Raw genomic sequence first — 19,059 nt, 5'->3', positions numbered from 1 at the left:
AGTACCCTTCCTGTGTCCGCTATCGCTAGCGTTGGATAAGTGGTTGAATTTTATTGTCGATGGCTTCACGCGCCCGGAAAATACGGGAACGAACCGTGCCCACCGGACACGCCATGATGGCGGCTATCTCTTCATAGCTCAGCCCATCCAGTTCCCGAAGCGTGATCGCCATACGAAGATCTTCGGGCAGCGTCTCAATGGTACGGAAAACCATCTGCCTTAATTCTTCCGACAACATTAAGTTCTCAGGGTTCGATATTTCTTTCAGCGCGCCAGCGCTTTCAAAGTTTTCCGCATCAATAGCGTCTACATCGCTGGCGGGCGGCCGACGTCCCTGAGCAACCAGGTAATTTTTGGCCGTATTGACGGCTATCCGATAGAGCCAGGTATAAAAAGCGCTATCCCCGCGAAACGACTCCAGCGCGCGATAGGCTTTAATAAATGATTCCTGCACTACGTCAGGCACATCTCCAGAGGGCACGTAGCGGGAAACCAGGCTCGCCACTTTATGCTGATAGCGCACTACCAGTAAATTGAATGACCGCTGATCTCCCTTCTGCACTCGCTCTACGAGAGCCTGATCCGTTAACTGCTCGCTCATCCGAGGTAATGTCTCCCCAAATCTTTTTCCACGCGTATTTGAACTACCCGTAACTCATAATTTTCGAGCAAGCATCCGCTTAGAGTAATGGTCATGAGTAAAGTTCCGTTGCGCCGTTATATTTGTGGTGTCATGTGCATCATCGCCGCAGAGTACTCTAAGAAAGCCGCTTTTTCATCTTTAAATCTTGCAGGTTCATCATAATAAACCGGCCCGGCGGGATGTACAGGAAGGCCGCCATTTTTCAGGCCAGTCCGAACGGTCCGGGGCGCTGTTTTTTGCGCTGTACAGAAAAAAACCTTTTTTGCTTCTGCGAACGGCGCTATGCTCAGCAAACAACCTGTTTAGTAAATTAAACACTATGACTCTGGCATCCGATTACAGTTGTGACGTGTTAATTATTGGCAGCGGTGCGGCAGGCCTGTCGCTGGCGCTGCGTCTGGCCGACCAGCAGCGGGTAACCGTATTAAGCAAGGGGCCGATCAACGAAGGCTCGACGCTGTACGCCCAGGGCGGGATAGCGGCCGTTTTCGATGAAACCGACAGCGTGGCCTCGCATGTGGAAGACACGCTGATTGCGGGCGACGGCCTCTGCGATAGGGAGGCAGTGTCCTTTATCGCCAGTAATGCCCGCCACTGTGTGCAGTGGCTAATCGATAACGGCATGATGTTTGATAAAGCGGACACGGACAGCAGCTATCATCTGACGCGTGAAGGCGGCCACAGCCATCGTCGTATCCTGCACAGCGCCGACGCCACCGGCCGCGCAGTGGAAACCACGCTGGTCAGCCAGGCGCTCAGCCATCCCGGCATTACCATCCTTGAGCGCAGCAACGCGGTGGATTTGATCGTCTCAGATAAAATCGGCCTGCCGGGCGAGCGCCGCGTCGTGGGCGCCTGGATCTGGAACCGCAAACGCGAAAAGGTGGAAACCTGCCGCGCCCGGGCGGTGGTGCTGGCGACCGGCGGCGCCGCCAAAGTTTACCAGTACACCACCAATCCCGATGTGGCCTCCGGCGACGGCATTGCCATGGCCTGGCGCGCGGGCTGTCGCGTGGCTAACCTGGAGTTTAATCAGTTTCATCCGACCTGCCTGTACCATCCCGAGGCGAGAAACTTTTTGCTGACTGAAGCGTTACGGGGCGAAGGCGCGCTGCTGAAACGCCCCGACGGCACGCGCTTTATGCCTGACTTCGACGAGCGCGCAGAGCTGGCGCCAAGGGATATCGTCGCCCGCGCCATCGATCATGAGATGAAACGGCTGGGCGCGGACTGCATGTATCTGGATATCAGCCATAAACCGCCGGAATTTGTCAGGGCGCACTTCCCGACCATTGCCGAAAAGCTGAAGACGCTGGGTTTCGATCTGACGAAGGAGCCGATCCCGATTGTCCCGGCGGCGCACTATACCTGCGGCGGCGTGATGGTGGATCACTATGGCCGCACCGATTTGAACGGCCTGTATGCCATAGGCGAAGTCAGCTATACCGGGCTGCACGGTGCCAATCGTCTTGCTTCCAACTCGTTGCTGGAATGCCTGGTTTACGGCTGGTCGGCGGCAGAGAATATCGCCACCTGGCTTAAGCGCGTGGGGCCGGTAGATAATTTGCCCGCGTGGGACGAAAGCCGCGTGGATGACTCGGACGAGCAGGTCATCCTTCAGCATAACTGGCACGAGCTGCGGCTTTTTATGTGGGACTACATGGGGATAGTGCGCACCACCCGACGGCTGGAAAGAGCGCTGCGCCGGATCAACCTGCTTCAGCAGGAAATTGATGAGTATTACGCCAATTTCCGTATTTCCAATAATCTGCTGGAGCTGCGTAACCTGGTGCAGGTGGCGGAACTGATGGTGCGCTGCGCGATGGCAAGAAAAGAGAGTCGCGGCCTGCACTATACGCTGGATTATCCCCAGCGGCTGGCGGAAGCCAGGCCGACCATCCTGACGCCCTGATTAACGGAAAAGATAAAAGTCGCGGGTCAGGCTGCAATGTGCTTCTGAATAATGCTGATCCGGCCCGCGTATCGTCATTCTGTCCAGAAAAAGCTCGCCCGATTCAGGCGACATCGCCAGCAGCACGCGGTTAGGCGGCCGGTTATCATTGTCGGCAACGTCGGTACGAAAACGCAGATGCCAGCCGCGCTGCACCGCCAGCTCCACCAGCTTATCGCCTGCCGCTGTTGGCAGCACCACGCAAAAAAAACCGTCTTCGGTGATCAGCTCTTCGGCGCAGGCCAGCAGAACATCATGTGTCAGATCGGTAGTAGAGCGCGCCGAGGCACGTTCCGGCGTGGCGCATTCGCTGCCCGGTACAAAATAGGGCGGATTGCTGACAATCAGCGAGTAGCGACGCTCGCACCGTTTGGTCCAGTGGCGAATATCGTCCTGATGGATGCGGATACGACCGGCCCAGGGGGATGCCGCCGCGTTTTCCTGCGCCTGTCGCGCGGCCTGCTCATCCAGCTCGACCGCTTCCACGCCGACGCGTTCGCCGGTACGCTGCGCCAGCATCAGCGCAATCAGGCCGCTGCCCGTGCCAATATCCAGCACGGCGGTGGCTTCCGCCACCGGCGCCCAGGCGCCCAGCAGCACGCCGTCGGTGCCGACCTTCATGGCGCAGCGATCGTGCGCGATAAAAAATTGTTTAAAGGTAAAGCCGTTAGGGCGTAATACCGCTTTTTGTTGTGACATTTAAGCGACCTGAAAGGGAAACGGCGCTAGCATAGGACAATTAAGATGCAAGGAAAAGCCATTCATTCCACACAAATAGATGAAGATCGCGCGCAATCTGTCTATAATCAGCGCCCCAAACTGAGGTAGACCATGACTGTAACCACTTTTTCCGAACTCGAACTTGATGAAAGCCTGCTGGACGCCCTGCAGGAAAAGGGCTTCACGCGCCCCACGGCAATCCAGGCCGCTGCGATCCCGCCTGCACTGGAGGGTCGCGACGTTCTGGGTTCGGCACCAACAGGTACAGGCAAAACCGCGGCTTACCTGCTGCCTGCGCTCCAGCATCTGCTGGACTTCCCGCGCAAAAAATCCGGCCCGCCGCGCATTCTGATCCTGACACCGACTCGCGAACTGGCGATGCAGGTGGCCGATCAGGCTCGCGAGCTGGCGAAAAACACGCATCTGGATATCGCGACCATCACCGGCGGCGTGGCTTATATGAACCATGCGGAAGTGTTCAGCGAAAACCAGGACGTGGTGGTCGCTACCACCGGCCGTCTGCTTCAATACATCAAAGAAGAGAACTTTGACTGCCGCGCGGTAGAGACGCTGATCCTGGATGAAGCCGACCGGATGCTGGATATGGGCTTCGCGCAGGATATCGAAACTATCGCGGCGGAAACCCGCTGGCGTAAACAGACGCTGCTTTTCTCCGCCACGCTGGAAGGCGAAGCGATTAAAGATTTTTCCGAGCGTCTGCTTAACGAGCCGGTCGAAATTGAAGCCGATCCCGCCCGCCGCGAGCGTAAGAAGATCCTGCAATGGTATTACCGCGCCGATGACGTTAAGCATAAAACCGCCCTGCTGCTTCACCTGCTGAAACAGCCGGAAGTGACCCGTTCGGTGATCTTCGTGCGCAAGCGCGAGCGTGTGCATGAGCTGTGCGGCTGGCTGCGCGACGCCGGTATCAATTCCAGCTATCTGGAAGGTGAACTGGAGCAGTTCAAGCGTAACGAAGCAATTAAGCGTGTCGTCGATGGCCGTGTCAACGTGCTGGTGGCTACCGACGTCGCGGCGCGCGGCATCGATATTGACGATGTCAGCCACGTCTTTAACTTCGATTTGCCCCGCACGGCCGATACCTATCTGCACCGCATCGGTCGTACCGGCCGCGCGGGCAAAAAAGGCACCGCGATTTCGCTGGTAGAGGCGCATGACTTTTTGTTGCTGGGTAAAATCAGCCGCTACGTCAACGAGCCGCTGAAGGCCCGCACCATCGATGAGCTGCGTCCAACCACGCGTGCGCCAAGCGAAAAACTGAACGGCAAGCCGTCGAAAAAAGTGCTGGCAAAGCGCGAAGAGCAGAAAAAGAAGAAAAATAGCGAAGAGAAGCCGCGCGTGAAAAAACGCCATCGCGACGCCAAAAACGTCGGCAAGCGTCGCAAGCCAAGCTCTGCGCCAAAAACCGACAGCGCTGAATAAACAGGCTGCACAACAAAAAACCGCCCTGATAAGGGCGGTTTTTTTACGGCTGTTCTTTTATTTATTACTAGTTAACGCTGTTTTCAGCCTGAAATACTGTTTTCTGGCTACGCATTGGCAAACGCCTTCCTTAATTTTTATTTATCCCTTATATTTCAGCATATTAAGATAAATCCTCCCTGCTGTTCTTTTCAGCGCCTGCCTTATTATCTCAGCCAGCGTTTTCCCTGTTACAGGCTTGCGGTAAAGGTTCGAGCAATCACATCGCGCTGCTGTTCAGGCGTTAACGCGTTGAAACGCACGGCATAGCCTGACACGCGGATCGTCAGCTGCGGATATTTTTCCGGATGTTTAACAGCATCTTCCAGCGTTTCACGGCGCAGCACGTTAACGTTCAGGTGTTGCCCCCCCTCTACACGTACCTGTGGCTGGATATCCACCGGTACGTCGCGGCATTCAAACTGGCCTAACTCGCTTACCGGCACAATCTGGTCTTCTTTATAGCTGGCTTTGGCGCAAACGCAGCGAGCCTCTTCTTTTTCATTATCAAGCAGCCAGAAAGAGTTAACTAGCGCTGGATTAGTTGCTTTGGTGATTTGAATTCCGGAAATCATTGTTGCCTCCCAGGCGGTTGGTGGCCGATGAAATATCAGCAGAGAAAATTGATCTGTATCCGACCTATATAACAGCCTGGAAACCAGGCAGCTTTGACCGAAATCAAAAAGTGAGCGCCCATCAGCGTGCGTATAAGGTCAACTTTATGATTTAGCTCAACTTTACCGTACCGCATCTTCCTGCTTTTTTTGTATTTTTAAAATTTATTTTAAGTTTGTGTCGGTAGCGATCCGCGCTAAGCTACACCCTGATTACCCTAAAGGAGGCGGACATGGTCAATACGCTGACCTGGCACGATGTGCTGGCAGAGGAAAAAGAGAAACCTTACTTCATCGAGACGTTATCGATGGTGGCTAAAGAACGTGCGGCCGGAAAAACCGTTTATCCGCCGCAAAAGGACGTGTTCAATGCTTTTCGCCTGACGGAGCTGGGCGATGTCAAAGTGGTGATCCTCGGTCAGGATCCGTATCACGGCCCCAATCAGGCCCATGGTCTTGCCTTCTCGGTGCAGCCCGGCGTGGCCGTGCCGCCGTCGCTGGTGAATATGTATAAGGAGCTGGTCACCGATATTCCGGGCTTCCAGCGTCCTAATCATGGTTTTCTCGAGAGCTGGGCGCGTCAGGGCGTGCTGCTGTTGAATACGGTCTTAACCGTGGAGGCGGGACAGGCGCATTCACATGCCCGTTTCGGCTGGGAAACCTTTACCGACCGCGTGATTGCCGTTATTAACGAGCATCGCGAAAACGTGGTGTTTTTGCTATGGGGATCGCACGCGCAGAAAAAAGGCAGCATTATCGATCGCCAGCGCCATCATGTTTTACAGGCGCCCCACCCTTCTCCGCTTTCTGCCCATCGCGGCTTCTTTGGCTGCGGACACTTTTCCAAAACCAATGAATGGCTGGAACAGCACGGTGAGCAGCCTATAGACTGGACGCCGGTGCTGCCGGACTAGCTTCTCTGGCCGCGGCCGCAGACACAAAAAGCACCCGGAGGTGCTTTTTTTATTATGGCTATCAGCCTTTGGCTTTTGCTACCGCAACCATCGCCGGGCGCAGCAGGCGACCGTTCAGGGTGTAACCACGCTGCATGACCATCAGCACGTGATTCGGCGCCACGTCTTCGGATTCAATCATCGACATCGCCTGATGGATTTCCGGGTTGAACGGCACGTTGACATCGCCAACCACTTCCACGCCGAACTTACGCACGGCGCCAAGCAGGGATTTCAGCGTCAGATCGATACCTTCGATCATCGCGGTCAGCTCGCTGTTCTCTTTATCGGCCAGTTCCAGCGCGCGCTCCAGGCTGTCGATAACCGGCAGCAGCTCGTTGGCGAATTTTTCCAGCGCAAATTTATGCGCTTTTTCCACATCCAGTTCGGTGCGACGACGAATATTTTCGATTTCGGCCTGAGCACGCAGCTGCGCTTCACGAACGCCACCTTGCGCCTGTGCCAGCTGGGCTTCCAGCTCGGCAATGCGCTCATCACGCGGATCCACGCCTTCTGCTGTCTCCGCGTCCTGGGTTGCCTGTTCCATCTCGATATCGTCTGAGACTTGCTCGTTTGGTGTGTTCTGTTCTTTACTACTCATGAATTTCTCCGCGTTTGTGCACATTCATCTCGCTGGTTCGCTTATTATGGGGATCAGAATTGCGGTTTCAAGGGAACCCGTTACATTGTCTGAGGTAGTTTACCTCATGAGGAACGCCAGCATCATGAACAACCATTTTAACTGCATCGGTATTGTGGGCCATCCGCGCCATCCTACCGCGCTGACCACTCACGAAATGCTCTGTCGCTGGCTTACGGCGAAAGGCTATCAGGTGATCATCGAAGAGCAGATCGCGCGCGAACTGAATCTGGCCGATGTCGAAACCGGCTCGCTGTCAGAAATCGGGCAAAAGGCCGATCTGGCGGTGGTGGTAGGCGGCGATGGCAATATGCTTGGCGCGGCGCGGGTGCTGGCTCGCTACGATATCAAGGTCATTGGCATCAACCGCGGTAACCTGGGTTTCCTGACCGACCTCGATCCTGATAACGCACAGCAGCAGCTGGCCGACGTGCTGGAAGGCAAGTACATTACGGAGAGCCGCTTTTTGCTGGAGGCGCGGGTTTGCCGCCAGGGCCGCGAGCCGCGCGTCGGTACGGCAATTAACGAAGTGGTGCTGCACCCCGGAAAAGTCGCGCATATGATTGAATTTGAAGTGTATATCGATGAGACCTTCGCCTTTTCGCAGCGTTCCGACGGCCTGATTATCTCTACGCCGACCGGGTCGACCGCCTATTCGCTTTCCGCTGGCGGCCCTATCCTGACGCCCTCGCTGGATGCGATTGCTATTGTGCCCATGTTCCCGCATACGCTTTCGGCCAGGCCGCTGGTGATCAACAGCAACAGTACGATTCGGCTACGCTTTTCCCATATGCGCAGCGACCTGGAAGTCAGCTGCGACAGCCAGATCGCCCTGCCTATCCAGGAAGGCGAAGACGTGCTGATCCGCCGCAATGACGATCACCTTAATCTTATTCACCCACAAAACTATAACTATTTCAATACTTTAAGTTCAAAGCTTGGCTGGTCGAAAAAATTGTTTTAAAATCCGTTGCCAGCTACTTTACTGGTTATAGAACCAGTATATACTGTATGAAAAACCATATCTGTGTTTTCATACAGGAACGCTTTCTATGCTGGCACAACTGACCATCAGTAATTTTGCGATTGTTCGTGAACTTGAAATCGATTTTCAGCGTGGCATGACCGCAATCACCGGCGAAACCGGCGCGGGTAAATCTATTGCTATCGATGCCCTCGGCCTTTGCCTGGGCGGTCGCGCTGAAGCCGATATGGTGCGTCAGGGCGCAAATCGCGCCGACCTTTGTGCCCGCTTCTCCCTGAAAGATACCCCTTCTGCCCTCGCCTGGCTGGTGGAAAACCAGCTGGACGAAGGCAGCGAATGCCTGCTGCGCCGCGTGATCAGCAGCGACGGCCGCTCTCGTGGCTTTATCAACGGCACCTCCGTTCCGCTTTCCCAGCTGCGCGATCTCGGCCAGCTGCTGATTCAGATCCACGGTCAACACGCCCATCAGCTGCTGCTGAAGCCGGAACATCAGAAAACGCTGCTGGATGGCTACGCGGGCGAGAACGGCCTGATGCAGGAAGTGGCGCAGAGCTATCGCCAGTGGAACCAGAGCTGTCGCGTGCTGGCGCAGCATCAGCAGCTGTCGCAGGAGCGTGAAGCCCGCCGCGAGCTGCTGCAGTATCAGCTAAAAGAGCTGAATGAGTTTGCGCCGGTCGCAGGCGAATATGAAGCTATCGACGAAGAGTACAAGCGCCTGGCGAACAGCGGTCAGCTGCTGTCTACCAGCCAGCAGGCGTTAATGCTGCTGGCCGACGGTGAACATACTACGTTGCAGAACCAGCTTTATACCGCACAGCAGCTGTTGAGCGAACTGGTGGCAATGGATGATAAACTCAACGGCGTTTGCGTCATGCTGGACGAGGCGGCCATTCAGATCAGCGAAGCCAGTGACGAACTGCGTCATTACTGCGAACGTTTAGATCTTGACCCAAATCGTCTTTACGAGCTGGAGCAGCGTCTGTCGCGCTATATCTCGCTGTCACGCAAGCATCGCATCTCCGCGGACGAGCTGGCCGGCTATCACCAGCAGCTGCTGGAAGAGCAGGCCCAGCTCGATCAGCAGGAAAGTAATCAGGAAGAGCTGGCGCTGGCCGTGGCAAAACATCACAAAACCGCCGTGGAATGCGCCGAACGTTTGCATGAGCGCCGTATGCACTATGCGCAGGAGCTGAGCCAGCTGATTGGCGAAAGTATGCACGCGCTGTCAATGCCGCACGGCCGCCTGGCTATTGAAGTCCAATTTAATCCCGATCATCTGACCGCAGAAGGCGCGGATCGTATTGAGTTTCGCGTGACCACGAACCCGGGGCAGCCGCTACAGCCGCTGTCCAAAGTCGCCTCCGGCGGCGAGTTATCGCGTATCGCGCTGGCGATTCAGGTGATTACCGCACGTAAGATGGATACCCCAGCCTTGATTTTCGATGAGGTGGATGTAGGTATCAGCGGCCCAACCGCTGCGGTCGTCGGTAAAATGCTACGCCAGCTGGGCGAATCCACCCAGGTCATGTGCGTAACCCACCTTCCGCAGGTGGCGGGCTGTGGTAATCACCATTTCTTTGTCAGCAAGGAAACGGACGGCGAGATGACCGAAACGCATATGCAGCCGCTGGACAAGCGCGCGCGTCTGCAGGAGCTGGCACGTCTGCTGGGTGGCAGCGAGGTTACGCGCAACACGTTGGCGAACGCAAAAGAGCTTTTGGCGGCCTGAAACGGCACTTTTTTGGCATCCGGCGGTCATAACCTTGCTTCGTAGAGGTTTCCAACTGCGGAAAGGTTTATTATCATCGGCTTCTGACGCTGTGATCGAAGCGATAAACCGATACAGAATATAAAATAGCCTGATGCCCAAGGTGTTGGCCCGAAAAGGAATAAAGATACTTATGCGCTGTAAAACGCTGACTGCTGCGGCGGTGGTTCTGCTGATGACGACCGCCGGATGTTCCACTCTGGAGCGAGTGGTTTACCGGCCGGACATCAACCAGGGCAACTACCTGGTTGCGAATGACGTCTCTAAACTCCATACCGGCATGACCCAACAGCAGGTGGCTTACACCCTGGGCACGCCGATGATGCACGATCCTTTCGGCAGCAACGTCTGGTATTACGTTTTCCGTCAGGAGCCGGGCCATCAGCCTGTGACCCAGCAGACGCTGACGCTGACCTTTGACAGCAACGGCGTACTGACCAATATCGATAATAAGCCTCAGCTGGCGTCCAATAAGCGCTAAGGCAGAGGCTGACCAAACTGTCGGTCCGACTGCGGTCGTCTGGATTGGGAATGCGACGGGAAGAAAAACAGATAAGGCGCTGAAGAGCGCCTTATTTTTTTGCGGCTCGCTCTGCGCGCTGGCGGCGCAGCTCTTTGGGATCGGCCAGCAGCGGACGATAGATTTCAATCCTGTCGCCGCTGTGCACTTCATCGCTCAGCTTAACCGGACGGCTGAAAATGCCCACTTTGTTGCTGGCAAGATCGATATCGTTGCGCAGCTCCAGCAGCCCGGAAGCTTTAATCGCCTGTTCGACAGTGGCGCCCTCTTCCACGTTAACCGTATAAAGATACTGTTTTTCAGGAAGCGCATAGACCACTTCAACCGCGATATCAGGCACTGTAGACCTCTTTTGCGCGCTTAGTGAAAGCCTGCACCATGCTGCTGGCCAGCTCTTTAAAGATGCGGCCAAAGGCCATCTCTACCAGCATGTTGGTGAATTCAAACTCCAGATTCAGTTCAACTTTACAGGCATCTTCGCTCAGTTCGGTAAACTGCCAGCCGCCGGTCAATTTGCGGAAAGGCCCGTCAACCAGCTGCATCTGGATGCTCTTGTTGTTGTTCAGCGTGTTGCGCGTGACGAAGGTTTTGCTGATGCCGGCTTTGGAAACATCTACCGACGCCGTCATCTGCTGCTCACTGGAATCCAGCACGCGACTGCCGGTACACCCTGGTAGAAACTCCGGATAGGCATCCACATCGTTTACCAACCGGAACATTTGCTCAGCACTGTAGGGCACCAGCGCAGAACGACTAATCTGGGACATAACGTTTCCTGTTAATCTTAAACTTTACAATAATAACATCGACGGCCTGTAAACAAAAATTCTCAGCCGCCAGCGTTCTGCTAAAATAGCGCTTTTCCCCGCGCTTGTTGTTACAGGGGATGCCATCATTCACCGCTTCATGTACACTAAGTTGCACTATGACAAAGAAAAAAGCACATAAACCCGGTTCTGCCACCATTGCCATGAACAAGCGGGCGCGCCACGAATACTTCATTGAGGAAGAGTTCGAAGCGGGTCTGTCGCTCCAGGGATGGGAGGTCAAATCTCTCCGTGCAGGTAAGGCCAACATCAGCGAAAGCTACATTATGCTGCGCGATGGTGAGGCGTTCCTGTTCGGCGCAACTTTTCAGGCGCTGACCGGCGCATCCTCTCACGTGGTTTGCGATCCTACGCGCACCCGTAAGCTTCTGTTGAAGGAACGAGAGCTGGATACGCTGTTTGGCAAAGCCAATCGCGACGGTTACACCATCGTGCCGCTGTCGCTGTACTGGAAAAACGCCTGGGCCAAGCTGAAAATCGGCGTGGCAAGAGGCAAGAAAGAGCACGACAAGCGTGACGACATCAAAGAGCGCGAGTGGAAGACAGACAAAGCACGTATAATGAAGCACGCAAATCGCTAAGGTACTGGCATTGCGTAAGGTTTTTCTGTTATACTGCTAAACAGTACTTGGGGCTGATTCTGGATTCGACGGGATTTGCGAAGCCCTAGGAGCATGCCGAGGGGCGGTTTGCCTCGTAAAAAGCCGCAAAAAAATAGTCGCAAACGACGAAAACTACGCCCTAGCAGCTTAATAACCTGCTAAGAGCCCTCTCTCCCTAGCCTCCGCTCTTAGGACGGGGATCAAGAGAGGTCAAACCCAAAAGAGATCGCGTGGATGCCCTGCCTGGGGTTGAAGCGTTAAATCCAATCAGGCTAGTTTGTTAGTAGCGTGTCCGTTCGCAGCTAACCGGCGAATGTAAAGACTGGACTAAGCATGTAGTGCCGACGGTGTAGTAATTTCGGACGCGGGTTCAACTCCCGCCAGCTCCACCAAAATTCTCCATCGGTGATTACCAGAGTCATCCGATGAAGTCCTAAGAGCCCGCACGGCGCAAGCCCTGCGGGCTTTTTTGTGCCCTCAATTTGTCCCGCGAAGTCCGAAGAGAACTAATTAAATCCGAACCTTTTAGGCCCATTGATAGGCCCAACGAAAAGCTCTATTGTTTTCGTTGGGCCTAAACGCATGGAGACTCCCCATGGCAAGAAAAACTAAGCCGTTAACCGATACGGAAATCAAAGCCGCCAAACCTAAAGATGCCGATTACCAGCTGTATGACGGCGACGGGCTTACTCTGCTAATCAAGGCCAGCGGTAGTAAGCTCTGGCAGTTCCGTTACTATCGCCCTCTGACCAAGCAGCGAACCAAACAGAGCTTCGGTGCCTACCCTGCAGTCTCACTTTCTGTTGCGCGTAAACTCAAAGCTGAATCTCGAGTTTTGTTGGCGAAAGACATTGATTCTCAGGAACATCAGAAAGAACAGATGAGAAATTCTCAAGAGGCCAAAACCAACACTTTCCTGTTAGTTGCTGAGCGTTGGTGGAATGTGAAGAAAGCCAGCGTAACAGAGGACTATGCCGACGACATCTGGCGTTCGCTTGAGAGAGATGTTTTCCCAGCAATCGGTGATATCAGTGTCACTGAGATTAAGGCTCATACTCTGGTTAAAGCAGTGCAGCCGGTTCAGGCCAGAGGGGCATTAGAGACAGTTCGACGCCTTTGTCAGCGAATTAATGAAGTCATGATTTATGCGCAGAACACGGGCCTGATTGATGCGGTTCCCAGCGTAAACATCGGGAAAGCATTCGAGAAACCGCAAAAGAAAAACATGCCAAGCATCCGCCCGGATCAACTTCCACAGCTAATGCAGACTATGCGTACGGCTAGTATCAGCTTGTCTACAAGATGTCTGTTCATGTGGCAACTTCTCACCATCACCCGCCCTGCCGAAGCTGCTGAAGCTCGATGGGATGAGATCGATTTTGATGTTAACGAATGGAAAATTCCTGCAGCTCGAATGAAGATGAACCGGGATCATACGGTTCCATTATCTGATGGGGCTCTTGCTATTCTGGAAATGATGAAGTCTCTTAGCGGTGGTCGAGAATTTATCTTTCCCAGTCGCATCAAACCAACCCAGCCAATGAACAGCCAAACAGTTAATGCAGCACTCAAGCGTGCTGGCTTAGGAGGCGTACTCGTTACCGCAGGTACCAAAGGGATCGGCAAAGCGGTTGTCGTGCTATTAAAACAGCACGGCGCTACCGTGTTAACAACCGCGCGCCACACGCCCACAGATTGTATCGCAGACGCTTTCGTTGCGGCGGATTTGACCACAATCAAAGGGTGTGACTTAGTAGTGAAAGCCGTTCAGGAGCACCTGGGCGGTGTCGATATCATCGTCCACATAGCAGGCGGTTCTACCGCGTCAGGCGGTGGCTTTGCAGCGCTAGGTGAAGATGAGTGGCAACAGGAACTCAATCTTAACCTGTTGCCTGCGGTACGCTTAGATCGTGCCTTGCTACCCCAGATGCTGGTGCAGCAGGACGGAGTGATCATTCACGTCACTTCTATTCAGCGTGAACTGCCGTTACCGGAATCGACCACTGGATATGCGGCGGCGAAAGCGGCGTTGTCAACGTATAGCAAAAGCCTGTCGAAAGAAGTATCCCCTAAGGGAATACGGGTGGTTCGTGTTGCGCCTGGCTGGGTAGAAACCGAAGCATCGGTAGCGATGGCGGAACGACTGGCGCAGCAGGCAGGAACAAATTACGAAGGCGGTAAGCAAATCATTATGAACGCACTCGGCGGTATTCCGCTGGGTCGTCCTTCAAAGCCCATCGAAGTGGCCAACCTCATCGTTTTCCTCGCGTCGTCCTGTGCTGCCACTATCACGGGTACGGAATATGTGACAGATGGCGGCACCATCCCAACGGTGTAGGCATGTCTCTTAAACAGCTGATGATGTCGGCCGTTTAAGTATCCTAAGAACAATCAAGTAAGGAGTTACGTCTGCTTCTGGCAGAAGTCTGGAGAGATTACTTCATTTGTAAAAGACCTCTAAACCACTTTATGTGACAAACACGACATTTCTGCCATGCTTAAATACCTGTGAAATCAATCTAATGAAAAACACCGAAGGGAGGATTTTGATGATTCGCGGTATAGAACATATTGGCATTACGGTTTCAAATCTTGCACAAGCTGAAGCATTTTTCTGCCAGGCGCTGGGTGCCTCAGTCCTTTATCGTTTGGTGGCATCTGACCATCAGAATCAAACCATAACGGGAGATAAGATGTCCCGTCTGAATGGTTTTCCCGCTGAAATGAACCTTACAGGGTTAGCCATGTTACGTCTGGCGAACGGTTGTAACGTCGAACTGTTTCAGACTTCTCCCGCTGTTCAGGAGCATCATGCCAGTCCTGGCCAGCCGGGAATTAATCATTTCTCACTGTATACAGATGATATCCATAAGACTGCTGCCGACATGCGTTTACACGGAGCCGAAATGTTTGACGGGCCGTCAGACTGTTTCGCGCAGGAAGAGGGAGAAGGTAACCAGACGTGGTTTGGCATGACGCCATTTGGCATACTAGTTGAGTTAATATCCCTCCCCTCCGGTGTTCGTTACGATGAAGGGGCAACAGAACGTCGTTGGATACCTAAGGGCTGATTTACCTGATTCATGCCAGGTTATGTAAGCGGTAAGAAAACATAGACATGGCTAATCATTATCGATAAGTATTTAACTGGCAACTAGATGCTCAAAGAGAGACGCTTTGACTCAGTTGCCACCTCAGCAATATATTTATAAACCAGCACCCTGAATTTCCATATACGCAATGGATATTTATCCCGTTGGAAACTATCTTCCTGCTGCGATAGATACCGCATTGCCTTCATTCGCTGCGACGATATGCTCTGCATCTTCATTGGTGTGAGCCTCCTCAGTTATCTTAATGAATCCTGCGAGAACACATGTTTAAAAAATGCAACCAGCCTACAAAATCGACTGGAATAAAGCGGTTCATTTTATCTTCATAATGAACCTTCATATTATGATGAAACTCTTACTCTAAACACGCCGCAAGCGTCGATTTTGAATGGTGCCGACCGAATCTGGTTGGCGCCTACTAACATTCATTATCTACAATTCCTGTTTAAACAGGCGACATCAACTCTGAAGATAAGAAGGCTTCGACAACCATATTTTTAAAGGGTTACCGCATTTCTGAAGAAGTCATCTTTCCTTTGTTTTTCAGGCACACTCTGGTTTTCCGGACAAAACGTTTGCTGCGTAACAACATTTGCCACTTCAGCCTGGGAGCTTGCTTGATTACAGGAAAAATTTTTTCAGAAAATTTGCCGTCTATAAGATCAGCATAAAAAGCGGGGCGAACCTGTGTTCTCAAATACGAATTCTCGCCTGTGATTTTTGATGGAGCGAAACGTTCATTATAAGGTCAACTTAATTTTTCATTTATTTTCAATACGTTTTTTACTTATCCTCGAAGGAGGAAACCTGTAATGCCTTGTAAAAGCCCGTGAGAAAGCCTGCAATGAGTCAAAACCATACTTTAATGCAATGTCAGTAATTGACTCTTCTTTTACCATGATATCATGGTAAGCAAACTCGAGCTTTCTCCGTTTGATAAAAAACCCCAGAGAAATGCCTGTGTTTTTTTTGAACACTCGTTGCAGATGCCATTTTGAGTAGCCGGATTTTATCGCAACATCATCGAGAAGGAGTCTTTCAGTAATATTATCTTCAATCCACATTTTTAATTCAGAACAGAACAGGACTTCATTCATAATATTACCTACAGACACAACTGGTTATTATGCATTACCACCAAAGTGAGTGATTATTAAAACCGGGCTACCAAACCCGGCTCGTAATCAAAATGTATAAGCAACCCCGGTCCACAAGGAAAGAAGCGAATCTTTTTCTATCATTGGACTCTTTTTGACGTCATCCGGTAACAGGGTGTAACGAGCCCCCCCGTAGATGTTCCATTTTTCAGTCAGCGTATAATTCAGGTTGATTTCTGCATAGGGAGTTACACTTTCACCCGGCGTATATTTTCGTAACCCACTTCTCCCGACTTCATCGGCGCTAATGCCGTAGTAATACTTATTAAATTTCCGATCATTCCAGTTGAAACCTAAAGCGGGTTCTATACCAAGTGAACCCATCTGTACCGGGTAACTCCAGGCGTTGTTCCAGTGAAACCCATTGCTCGTACCAAGGGCATCAGTAGCAAGCGTGGTTTCAAATTTACCCATACTAAGAGATTCATGCTCATACCTGATACCTGTCATCAACGTACTGCGACGGTTTTTTAGCTGTCGCATTGCATGGGAATGACTGTCACTTGCTTTAAAAGAAAGTGGGAAATAATATCCGACTAAAGAGATGTTATCCGCAGGTGTATGAAGAATATCAAATCCAGCGCTAAGCCCATGGAACCAGAAGCGACCCGCATCATAATCGACATTGGGAAATATGAGACTGTTTTTGTTCGGATTAACATCTTTATACAGTTTTGAAGACCATCCCGCAGTAAGACCTAACGAGAAGTCATCAGCCTGTGCAGAGTGTAAAGACGTTCCCAACAGAAGAGCCAGAGACACGCCCGATACAATTTTATATGTCATACCTTACCTTGCCAAAAATTTAAATAATTCTTAAAGCGCATTTACTTACCCGGAAATTTTCTCTGAAATCTTCCAGGCTACTTAACCATAACAATCTGACTTCTGATAAATGACTCCGTACTTTCTTTATATTCTTGATGACCAAAACCCTCAATCCCGAGACTGAATATACCGTCCAGACCATGAGAATAAGCAATAAAATTCCATGCTATCAATTCTTTCGGTCTGTCATAGGTAAATTCATTATTTAAAGCGCCTTTTTCAAGGAGATCGACAATCGCCGTATGCCACTGCCTGGTAACCAGCCGAAATGCGTCACGCATATTTTCATCATGAAATGAAATGACCTCAGCTTCTTTCCACAGTTTACTGTACTTATGTGCCTCTTCATGATCCTCAATAAACAGACACCAGCTAAGCATCTCCAGGCAACTTGCGTTTTCTTTTTTTCCCACATCAGTCAGCAGATTAAGGGCTTGCTCGACCGAAAGCTTAAACGCCTCGGACCTCAACTCGCCAGCAGATGAAAAATGGTGATGAATCTGTCCAATGGCAGTTTGCGCTTCCTGTGCAATTCGCCTTACTGTCATAGCCGATAATCCCTCCTGGTAGGCAATGCTTACGGCTGTTTCCAGGATCATCTGCCGTCTCACCTCACGACTGTAATAAGACATTCCGCTTCGACTCCTTTTTCAAACTCAATATGGACATGCGTTCAAGTTCACTATAAATTTAACTTGAACACATGTCCACTTCTTACTGTTTCAACAAGGCATCTACAGCATGAAAAGCAAATGGTATGTACTTTTAGTAATAATATTCATGTACTTACCCGTATCTATTGACGCAACGATTCTCTATGTTGTAGCGCCGGTTTTGAGTACGCAGCTTCAGGCTTCTCATCAACAGTTACTGTGGATTATGGACATCTACCCTCTGATTATGGCTGCACTTTTGCTGCCCATGGGTTCATTTGGAGACCGTATTGGTTACAAAAAAATGGCGATCGCAGGAAGCATGGTTTTCGGCATAGCTTCTGCAGCGGCTGCCTGCGCCCGATCGCCGGAACTCCTGATAGCGGCGCGTGCGCTTCTGGCAGTCGGTGCGGCAATGATTGTGCCTGCGACGCTTGCGGCTGTAAGAAAGAATTTTACGGATGATAAAGACAGAAATATGGCTTTGGGGATCTGGACAACAATAGGTACAGGCGGCGCTCTGGCAGGTCCACTGGTGGGAGGGGCTTTGCTGAGCCAATTTTACTGGGGATCTGTTTTTCTTATAAATGTACCGGTTGTGCTGATTGTCATTATGTTAATTCAGCGGTTGATACCTGAGGATGAAAACCTTATCCGCCAACCAGTAAACCTCTCTCAGGGTCTTCTGCTTATGAGTGCAATACTGATAACTATTTATGGCGCCAAGAGCCTCATAAATCATGGCAACCCCACCCTGATGTCTGTTTATCTCTTACTGGTCGGTCTGGTTTTACTGGGCATTTTCATCACTCTCCAGATGGTGAGCCGATCGCCTCTTCTGGATACGGGGTTATTGAAGCAACGCAATATCCTCGCCGGCATCGTTCTGGCGCTGACCTCGATGATTACCTTGGTTGGTTTTGAGCTTGTCATTTCTCAGGAGTTACAGTACGTCCACCGCTTCACGCCTGCACAGGCCGGGCTGTATATCATGCCGCTGATGCTTGCAGGTTGTCTGGCTGGCCCTCTTGCCGGTTATCTTATTAATAGCTTCGGTATCAGAATGGTTGCTGCGTCAGGCCTTGCCGTATCAGCCCTGAGTCTTTATATGCTGTCAGACATTAACTTTGGTGTTCAGGCCACGAAAGCATGGCTATGGATGACACTTCTTGGGGCCGGGGATACCATCGCTTTGATGGCTTCTTCCTCAGCCATCATGTCTGCAGCACCTGCGCATAAAGCCAGTTCTGCTGGCTCCATTGAGGGTATGTCTTACGAACTGGGGACCGGGCTGGGAATAACTATTTTCGGTTCGGTTCTCGCTAGTGTTTATTCCACTACGGTTCGTCTGCCGGCGCACCTGCCTGAATCAGTTCGCGCTTCTGCAGGCGCCTCACTTAGCGAAGCCGTTGAGGCTGCGCGCCATCTTGATGAAGTAGCCCGTGAGGAGCTTCTTACTTCCGCATCGTCTGCTTTTATGCAGTCGCACAATGTCATGCTTGAATCAGCCTCATTAATTCTGATGGTGTTGATGATTCTGACTTTTTTTATTTTCAAACAGGGTAATACCGTCAGCCACAGCTGATGGCAGTGCCACACTTCT

Annotated in this window: 19 protein-coding genes and 1 other RNA gene; 11 read left to right on the top strand and 9 right to left on the bottom strand. The window is 51.9% G+C overall.

What is annotated here, in order from left to right; translation table 11 throughout:
• Positions 1 to 25 precede the first annotated feature (25 nt).
• Positions 26 to 601 carry an RNA polymerase sigma factor RpoE gene (gene rpoE / locus EGK14_RS12720; RefSeq protein ID WP_125289469.1) on the bottom strand — a complete coding sequence of 192 codons (576 nt, stop codon included), beginning with the start codon at positions 599 to 601 and terminating at the stop codon, positions 26 to 28.
• Between the two features lie 361 nt (positions 602 to 962).
• Between rpoE and nadB the strand changes: the two genes are divergently transcribed.
• On the top strand, positions 963 to 2,555 hold the full coding sequence (gene nadB, locus EGK14_RS12715) for an L-aspartate oxidase (RefSeq protein ID WP_125289468.1): 1,593 nt from the start codon (positions 963 to 965) through the stop codon (positions 2,553 to 2,555).
• On the opposite strand, the gene EGK14_RS12710 is transcribed toward nadB, so the two are convergent.
• Complete coding sequence (locus EGK14_RS12710) at positions 2,556 to 3,293, bottom strand: tRNA1(Val) (adenine(37)-N6)-methyltransferase (RefSeq protein ID WP_125289467.1); 738 nt, start codon at positions 3,291 to 3,293, stop codon at positions 2,556 to 2,558.
• Positions 3,294 to 3,425: 132 nt separating this feature from the next.
• On the opposite strand from EGK14_RS12710, the gene srmB reads away from it, so the two are divergent.
• A complete protein-coding gene (srmB, locus tag EGK14_RS12705) occupies positions 3,426 to 4,757 on the top strand; it encodes an ATP-dependent RNA helicase SrmB (RefSeq protein ID WP_125289466.1) in 1,332 nt (443 codons plus the stop codon).
• Positions 4,758 to 4,987: 230 nt separating this feature from the next.
• Here the strand turns inward: srmB and grcA are convergent, their stop codons facing one another.
• Positions 4,988 to 5,371 (bottom strand): autonomous glycyl radical cofactor GrcA, encoded by a 384-nt coding sequence (grcA, locus tag EGK14_RS12700; RefSeq protein ID WP_125289465.1) that lies wholly within the window; start codon positions 5,369 to 5,371, stop codon positions 4,988 to 4,990.
• A 272-nt stretch (positions 5,372 to 5,643) separates the two neighbouring features.
• On the opposite strand from grcA, the gene ung reads away from it, so the two are divergent.
• Entirely contained in the window at positions 5,644 to 6,324 is a 681-nt protein-coding gene (ung, locus tag EGK14_RS12695) for a uracil-DNA glycosylase (protein WP_125289464.1), read from the top strand.
• Positions 6,325 to 6,385: 61 nt separating this feature from the next.
• Here the strand turns inward: ung and grpE are convergent, their stop codons facing one another.
• Entirely contained in the window at positions 6,386 to 6,964 is a 579-nt protein-coding gene (grpE, locus tag EGK14_RS12690; protein ID WP_125289463.1) for a nucleotide exchange factor GrpE, read from the bottom strand.
• Positions 6,965 to 7,088: 124 nt separating this feature from the next.
• On the opposite strand from grpE, the gene nadK reads away from it, so the two are divergent.
• The 3 genes from nadK to bamE all read left to right on the top strand — a co-directional run bounded on the left by nadK (position 7,089) and on the right by bamE (position 10,237).
• On the top strand, positions 7,089 to 7,967 hold the full coding sequence (gene nadK / locus EGK14_RS12685; RefSeq protein ID WP_125289462.1) for an NAD(+) kinase: 879 nt from the start codon (positions 7,089 to 7,091) through the stop codon (positions 7,965 to 7,967).
• A gap of 88 nt (positions 7,968 to 8,055) precedes the next feature.
• Entirely contained in the window at positions 8,056 to 9,717 is a 1,662-nt protein-coding gene (gene recN, locus EGK14_RS12680) for a DNA repair protein RecN (protein WP_125289461.1), read from the top strand.
• A 172-nt stretch (positions 9,718 to 9,889) separates the two neighbouring features.
• Complete coding sequence (gene bamE / locus EGK14_RS12675) at positions 9,890 to 10,237, top strand: outer membrane protein assembly factor BamE (RefSeq protein ID WP_125289460.1); 348 nt, start codon at positions 9,890 to 9,892, stop codon at positions 10,235 to 10,237.
• A 91-nt stretch (positions 10,238 to 10,328) separates the two neighbouring features.
• Here the strand turns inward: bamE and EGK14_RS12670 are convergent, their stop codons facing one another.
• Complete coding sequence (locus tag EGK14_RS12670) at positions 10,329 to 10,616, bottom strand: RnfH family protein (RefSeq protein ID WP_125289459.1); 288 nt, start codon at positions 10,614 to 10,616, stop codon at positions 10,329 to 10,331.
• Positions 10,609 to 11,043, bottom strand: a complete 435-nt coding sequence (locus EGK14_RS12665; protein WP_125289458.1) for a type II toxin-antitoxin system RatA family toxin — start codon at positions 11,041 to 11,043, stop codon at positions 10,609 to 10,611. Before EGK14_RS12665 ends, EGK14_RS12670 begins: the two co-directional genes overlap by 8 nt.
• Positions 11,044 to 11,201: 158 nt before the next feature.
• Here EGK14_RS12665 and smpB point away from each other — a divergent pair, with 158 nt between their 5' ends.
• The 4 genes from smpB (at position 11,202) to EGK14_RS12645 (ending at position 14,776) form a co-directional block, all read left to right on the top strand.
• Positions 11,202 to 11,684 carry an SsrA-binding protein SmpB gene (smpB, locus tag EGK14_RS12660; RefSeq protein ID WP_125289457.1) on the top strand — a complete coding sequence of 161 codons (483 nt, stop codon included), beginning with the start codon at positions 11,202 to 11,204 and terminating at the stop codon, positions 11,682 to 11,684.
• A 49-nt stretch (positions 11,685 to 11,733) separates the two neighbouring features.
• Positions 11,734 to 12,097: a transfer-messenger RNA gene (gene ssrA, locus EGK14_RS12655) on the top strand.
• A gap of 203 nt (positions 12,098 to 12,300) precedes the next feature.
• Complete coding sequence (locus EGK14_RS21745) at positions 12,301 to 14,043, top strand: oxidoreductase (protein WP_125289456.1); 1,743 nt, start codon at positions 12,301 to 12,303, stop codon at positions 14,041 to 14,043.
• Between the two features lie 184 nt (positions 14,044 to 14,227).
• On the top strand, positions 14,228 to 14,776 hold the full coding sequence (locus EGK14_RS12645; protein WP_233598490.1) for a VOC family protein: 549 nt from the start codon (positions 14,228 to 14,230) through the stop codon (positions 14,774 to 14,776).
• Positions 14,777 to 15,579: 803 nt separating this feature from the next.
• On the opposite strand, the gene EGK14_RS12640 is transcribed toward EGK14_RS12645, so the two are convergent.
• From EGK14_RS12640 to EGK14_RS12630, 3 genes are all read right to left on the bottom strand, one after another.
• Positions 15,580 to 15,915 (bottom strand): helix-turn-helix domain-containing protein, encoded by a 336-nt coding sequence (locus tag EGK14_RS12640; protein WP_199746430.1) that lies wholly within the window; start codon positions 15,913 to 15,915, stop codon positions 15,580 to 15,582.
• An 87-nt stretch (positions 15,916 to 16,002) separates the two neighbouring features.
• The gene (locus EGK14_RS12635; RefSeq protein ID WP_125289455.1) at positions 16,003 to 16,761 is read right to left on the bottom strand and encodes a MipA/OmpV family protein; all 759 of its coding nucleotides are present in this window, start codon (positions 16,759 to 16,761) and stop codon (positions 16,003 to 16,005) included.
• 77 nt (positions 16,762 to 16,838) lie between these two features.
• Positions 16,839 to 17,435: a TetR family transcriptional regulator gene (locus EGK14_RS12630; RefSeq protein ID WP_125289454.1), complete on the bottom strand. Its 597-nt coding sequence runs from the start codon at positions 17,433 to 17,435 to the stop codon at positions 16,839 to 16,841.
• Between the two features lie 109 nt (positions 17,436 to 17,544).
• On the opposite strand from EGK14_RS12630, the gene EGK14_RS12625 reads away from it, so the two are divergent.
• Positions 17,545 to 19,041: an MFS transporter gene (locus tag EGK14_RS12625; protein ID WP_125289453.1), complete on the top strand. Its 1,497-nt coding sequence runs from the start codon at positions 17,545 to 17,547 to the stop codon at positions 19,039 to 19,041.
• The last annotated feature ends 18 nt before the right edge of the window (positions 19,042 to 19,059 follow it).

The organism is Erwinia sp. 198, assembly GCF_003937915.1.
Taxonomy (GTDB): Bacteria; Pseudomonadota; Gammaproteobacteria; order Enterobacterales; family Enterobacteriaceae; genus Erwinia; species Erwinia aeris.
Note: the sequence above shows the minus strand (reverse complement) of the source record. Positions and strands in the feature narration are given on the sequence as shown.

Bases quoted from the DNA above. Each gene is read 5' to 3' on its own strand.
- EGK14_RS12625 (WP_125289453.1), top strand. From the start codon at position 17,545: ATGAAAAGCAAATGGTATGTACTTTTAGTAATAATATTCATGTACTTA.
- nadK (WP_125289462.1), top strand. From the start codon at position 7,089: ATGAACAACCATTTTAACTGCATCGGTATTGTGGGCCATCCGCGCCAT.
- grpE (WP_125289463.1), bottom strand. From the start codon at position 6,964: ATGAGTAGTAAAGAACAGAACACACCAAACGAGCAAGTCTCAGACGAT.
- smpB (WP_125289457.1), top strand. From the start codon at position 11,202: ATGACAAAGAAAAAAGCACATAAACCCGGTTCTGCCACCATTGCCATG.
- recN (WP_125289461.1), top strand. From the start codon at position 8,056: ATGCTGGCACAACTGACCATCAGTAATTTTGCGATTGTTCGTGAACTT.
- grcA (WP_125289465.1), bottom strand. From the start codon at position 5,371: ATGATTTCCGGAATTCAAATCACCAAAGCAACTAATCCAGCGCTAGTT.
- EGK14_RS21745 (WP_125289456.1), top strand. From the start codon at position 12,301: ATGGCAAGAAAAACTAAGCCGTTAACCGATACGGAAATCAAAGCCGCC.
- bamE (WP_125289460.1), top strand. From the start codon at position 9,890: ATGCGCTGTAAAACGCTGACTGCTGCGGCGGTGGTTCTGCTGATGACG.
- rpoE (WP_125289469.1), bottom strand. From the start codon at position 601: ATGAGCGAGCAGTTAACGGATCAGGCTCTCGTAGAGCGAGTGCAGAAG.
- EGK14_RS12635 (WP_125289455.1), bottom strand. From the start codon at position 16,761: ATGACATATAAAATTGTATCGGGCGTGTCTCTGGCTCTTCTGTTGGGA.
- EGK14_RS12710 (WP_125289467.1), bottom strand. From the start codon at position 3,293: ATGTCACAACAAAAAGCGGTATTACGCCCTAACGGCTTTACCTTTAAA.
- EGK14_RS12645 (WP_233598490.1), top strand. From the start codon at position 14,228: ATGAAAAACACCGAAGGGAGGATTTTGATGATTCGCGGTATAGAACAT.
- EGK14_RS12665 (WP_125289458.1), bottom strand. From the start codon at position 11,043: ATGTCCCAGATTAGTCGTTCTGCGCTGGTGCCCTACAGTGCTGAGCAA.
- nadB (WP_125289468.1), top strand. From the start codon at position 963: ATGACTCTGGCATCCGATTACAGTTGTGACGTGTTAATTATTGGCAGC.
- srmB (WP_125289466.1), top strand. From the start codon at position 3,426: ATGACTGTAACCACTTTTTCCGAACTCGAACTTGATGAAAGCCTGCTG.
- EGK14_RS12640 (WP_199746430.1), bottom strand. From the start codon at position 15,915: ATGAATGAAGTCCTGTTCTGTTCTGAATTAAAAATGTGGATTGAAGAT.
- EGK14_RS12630 (WP_125289454.1), bottom strand. From the start codon at position 17,435: ATGTCTTATTACAGTCGTGAGGTGAGACGGCAGATGATCCTGGAAACA.
- ung (WP_125289464.1), top strand. From the start codon at position 5,644: ATGGTCAATACGCTGACCTGGCACGATGTGCTGGCAGAGGAAAAAGAG.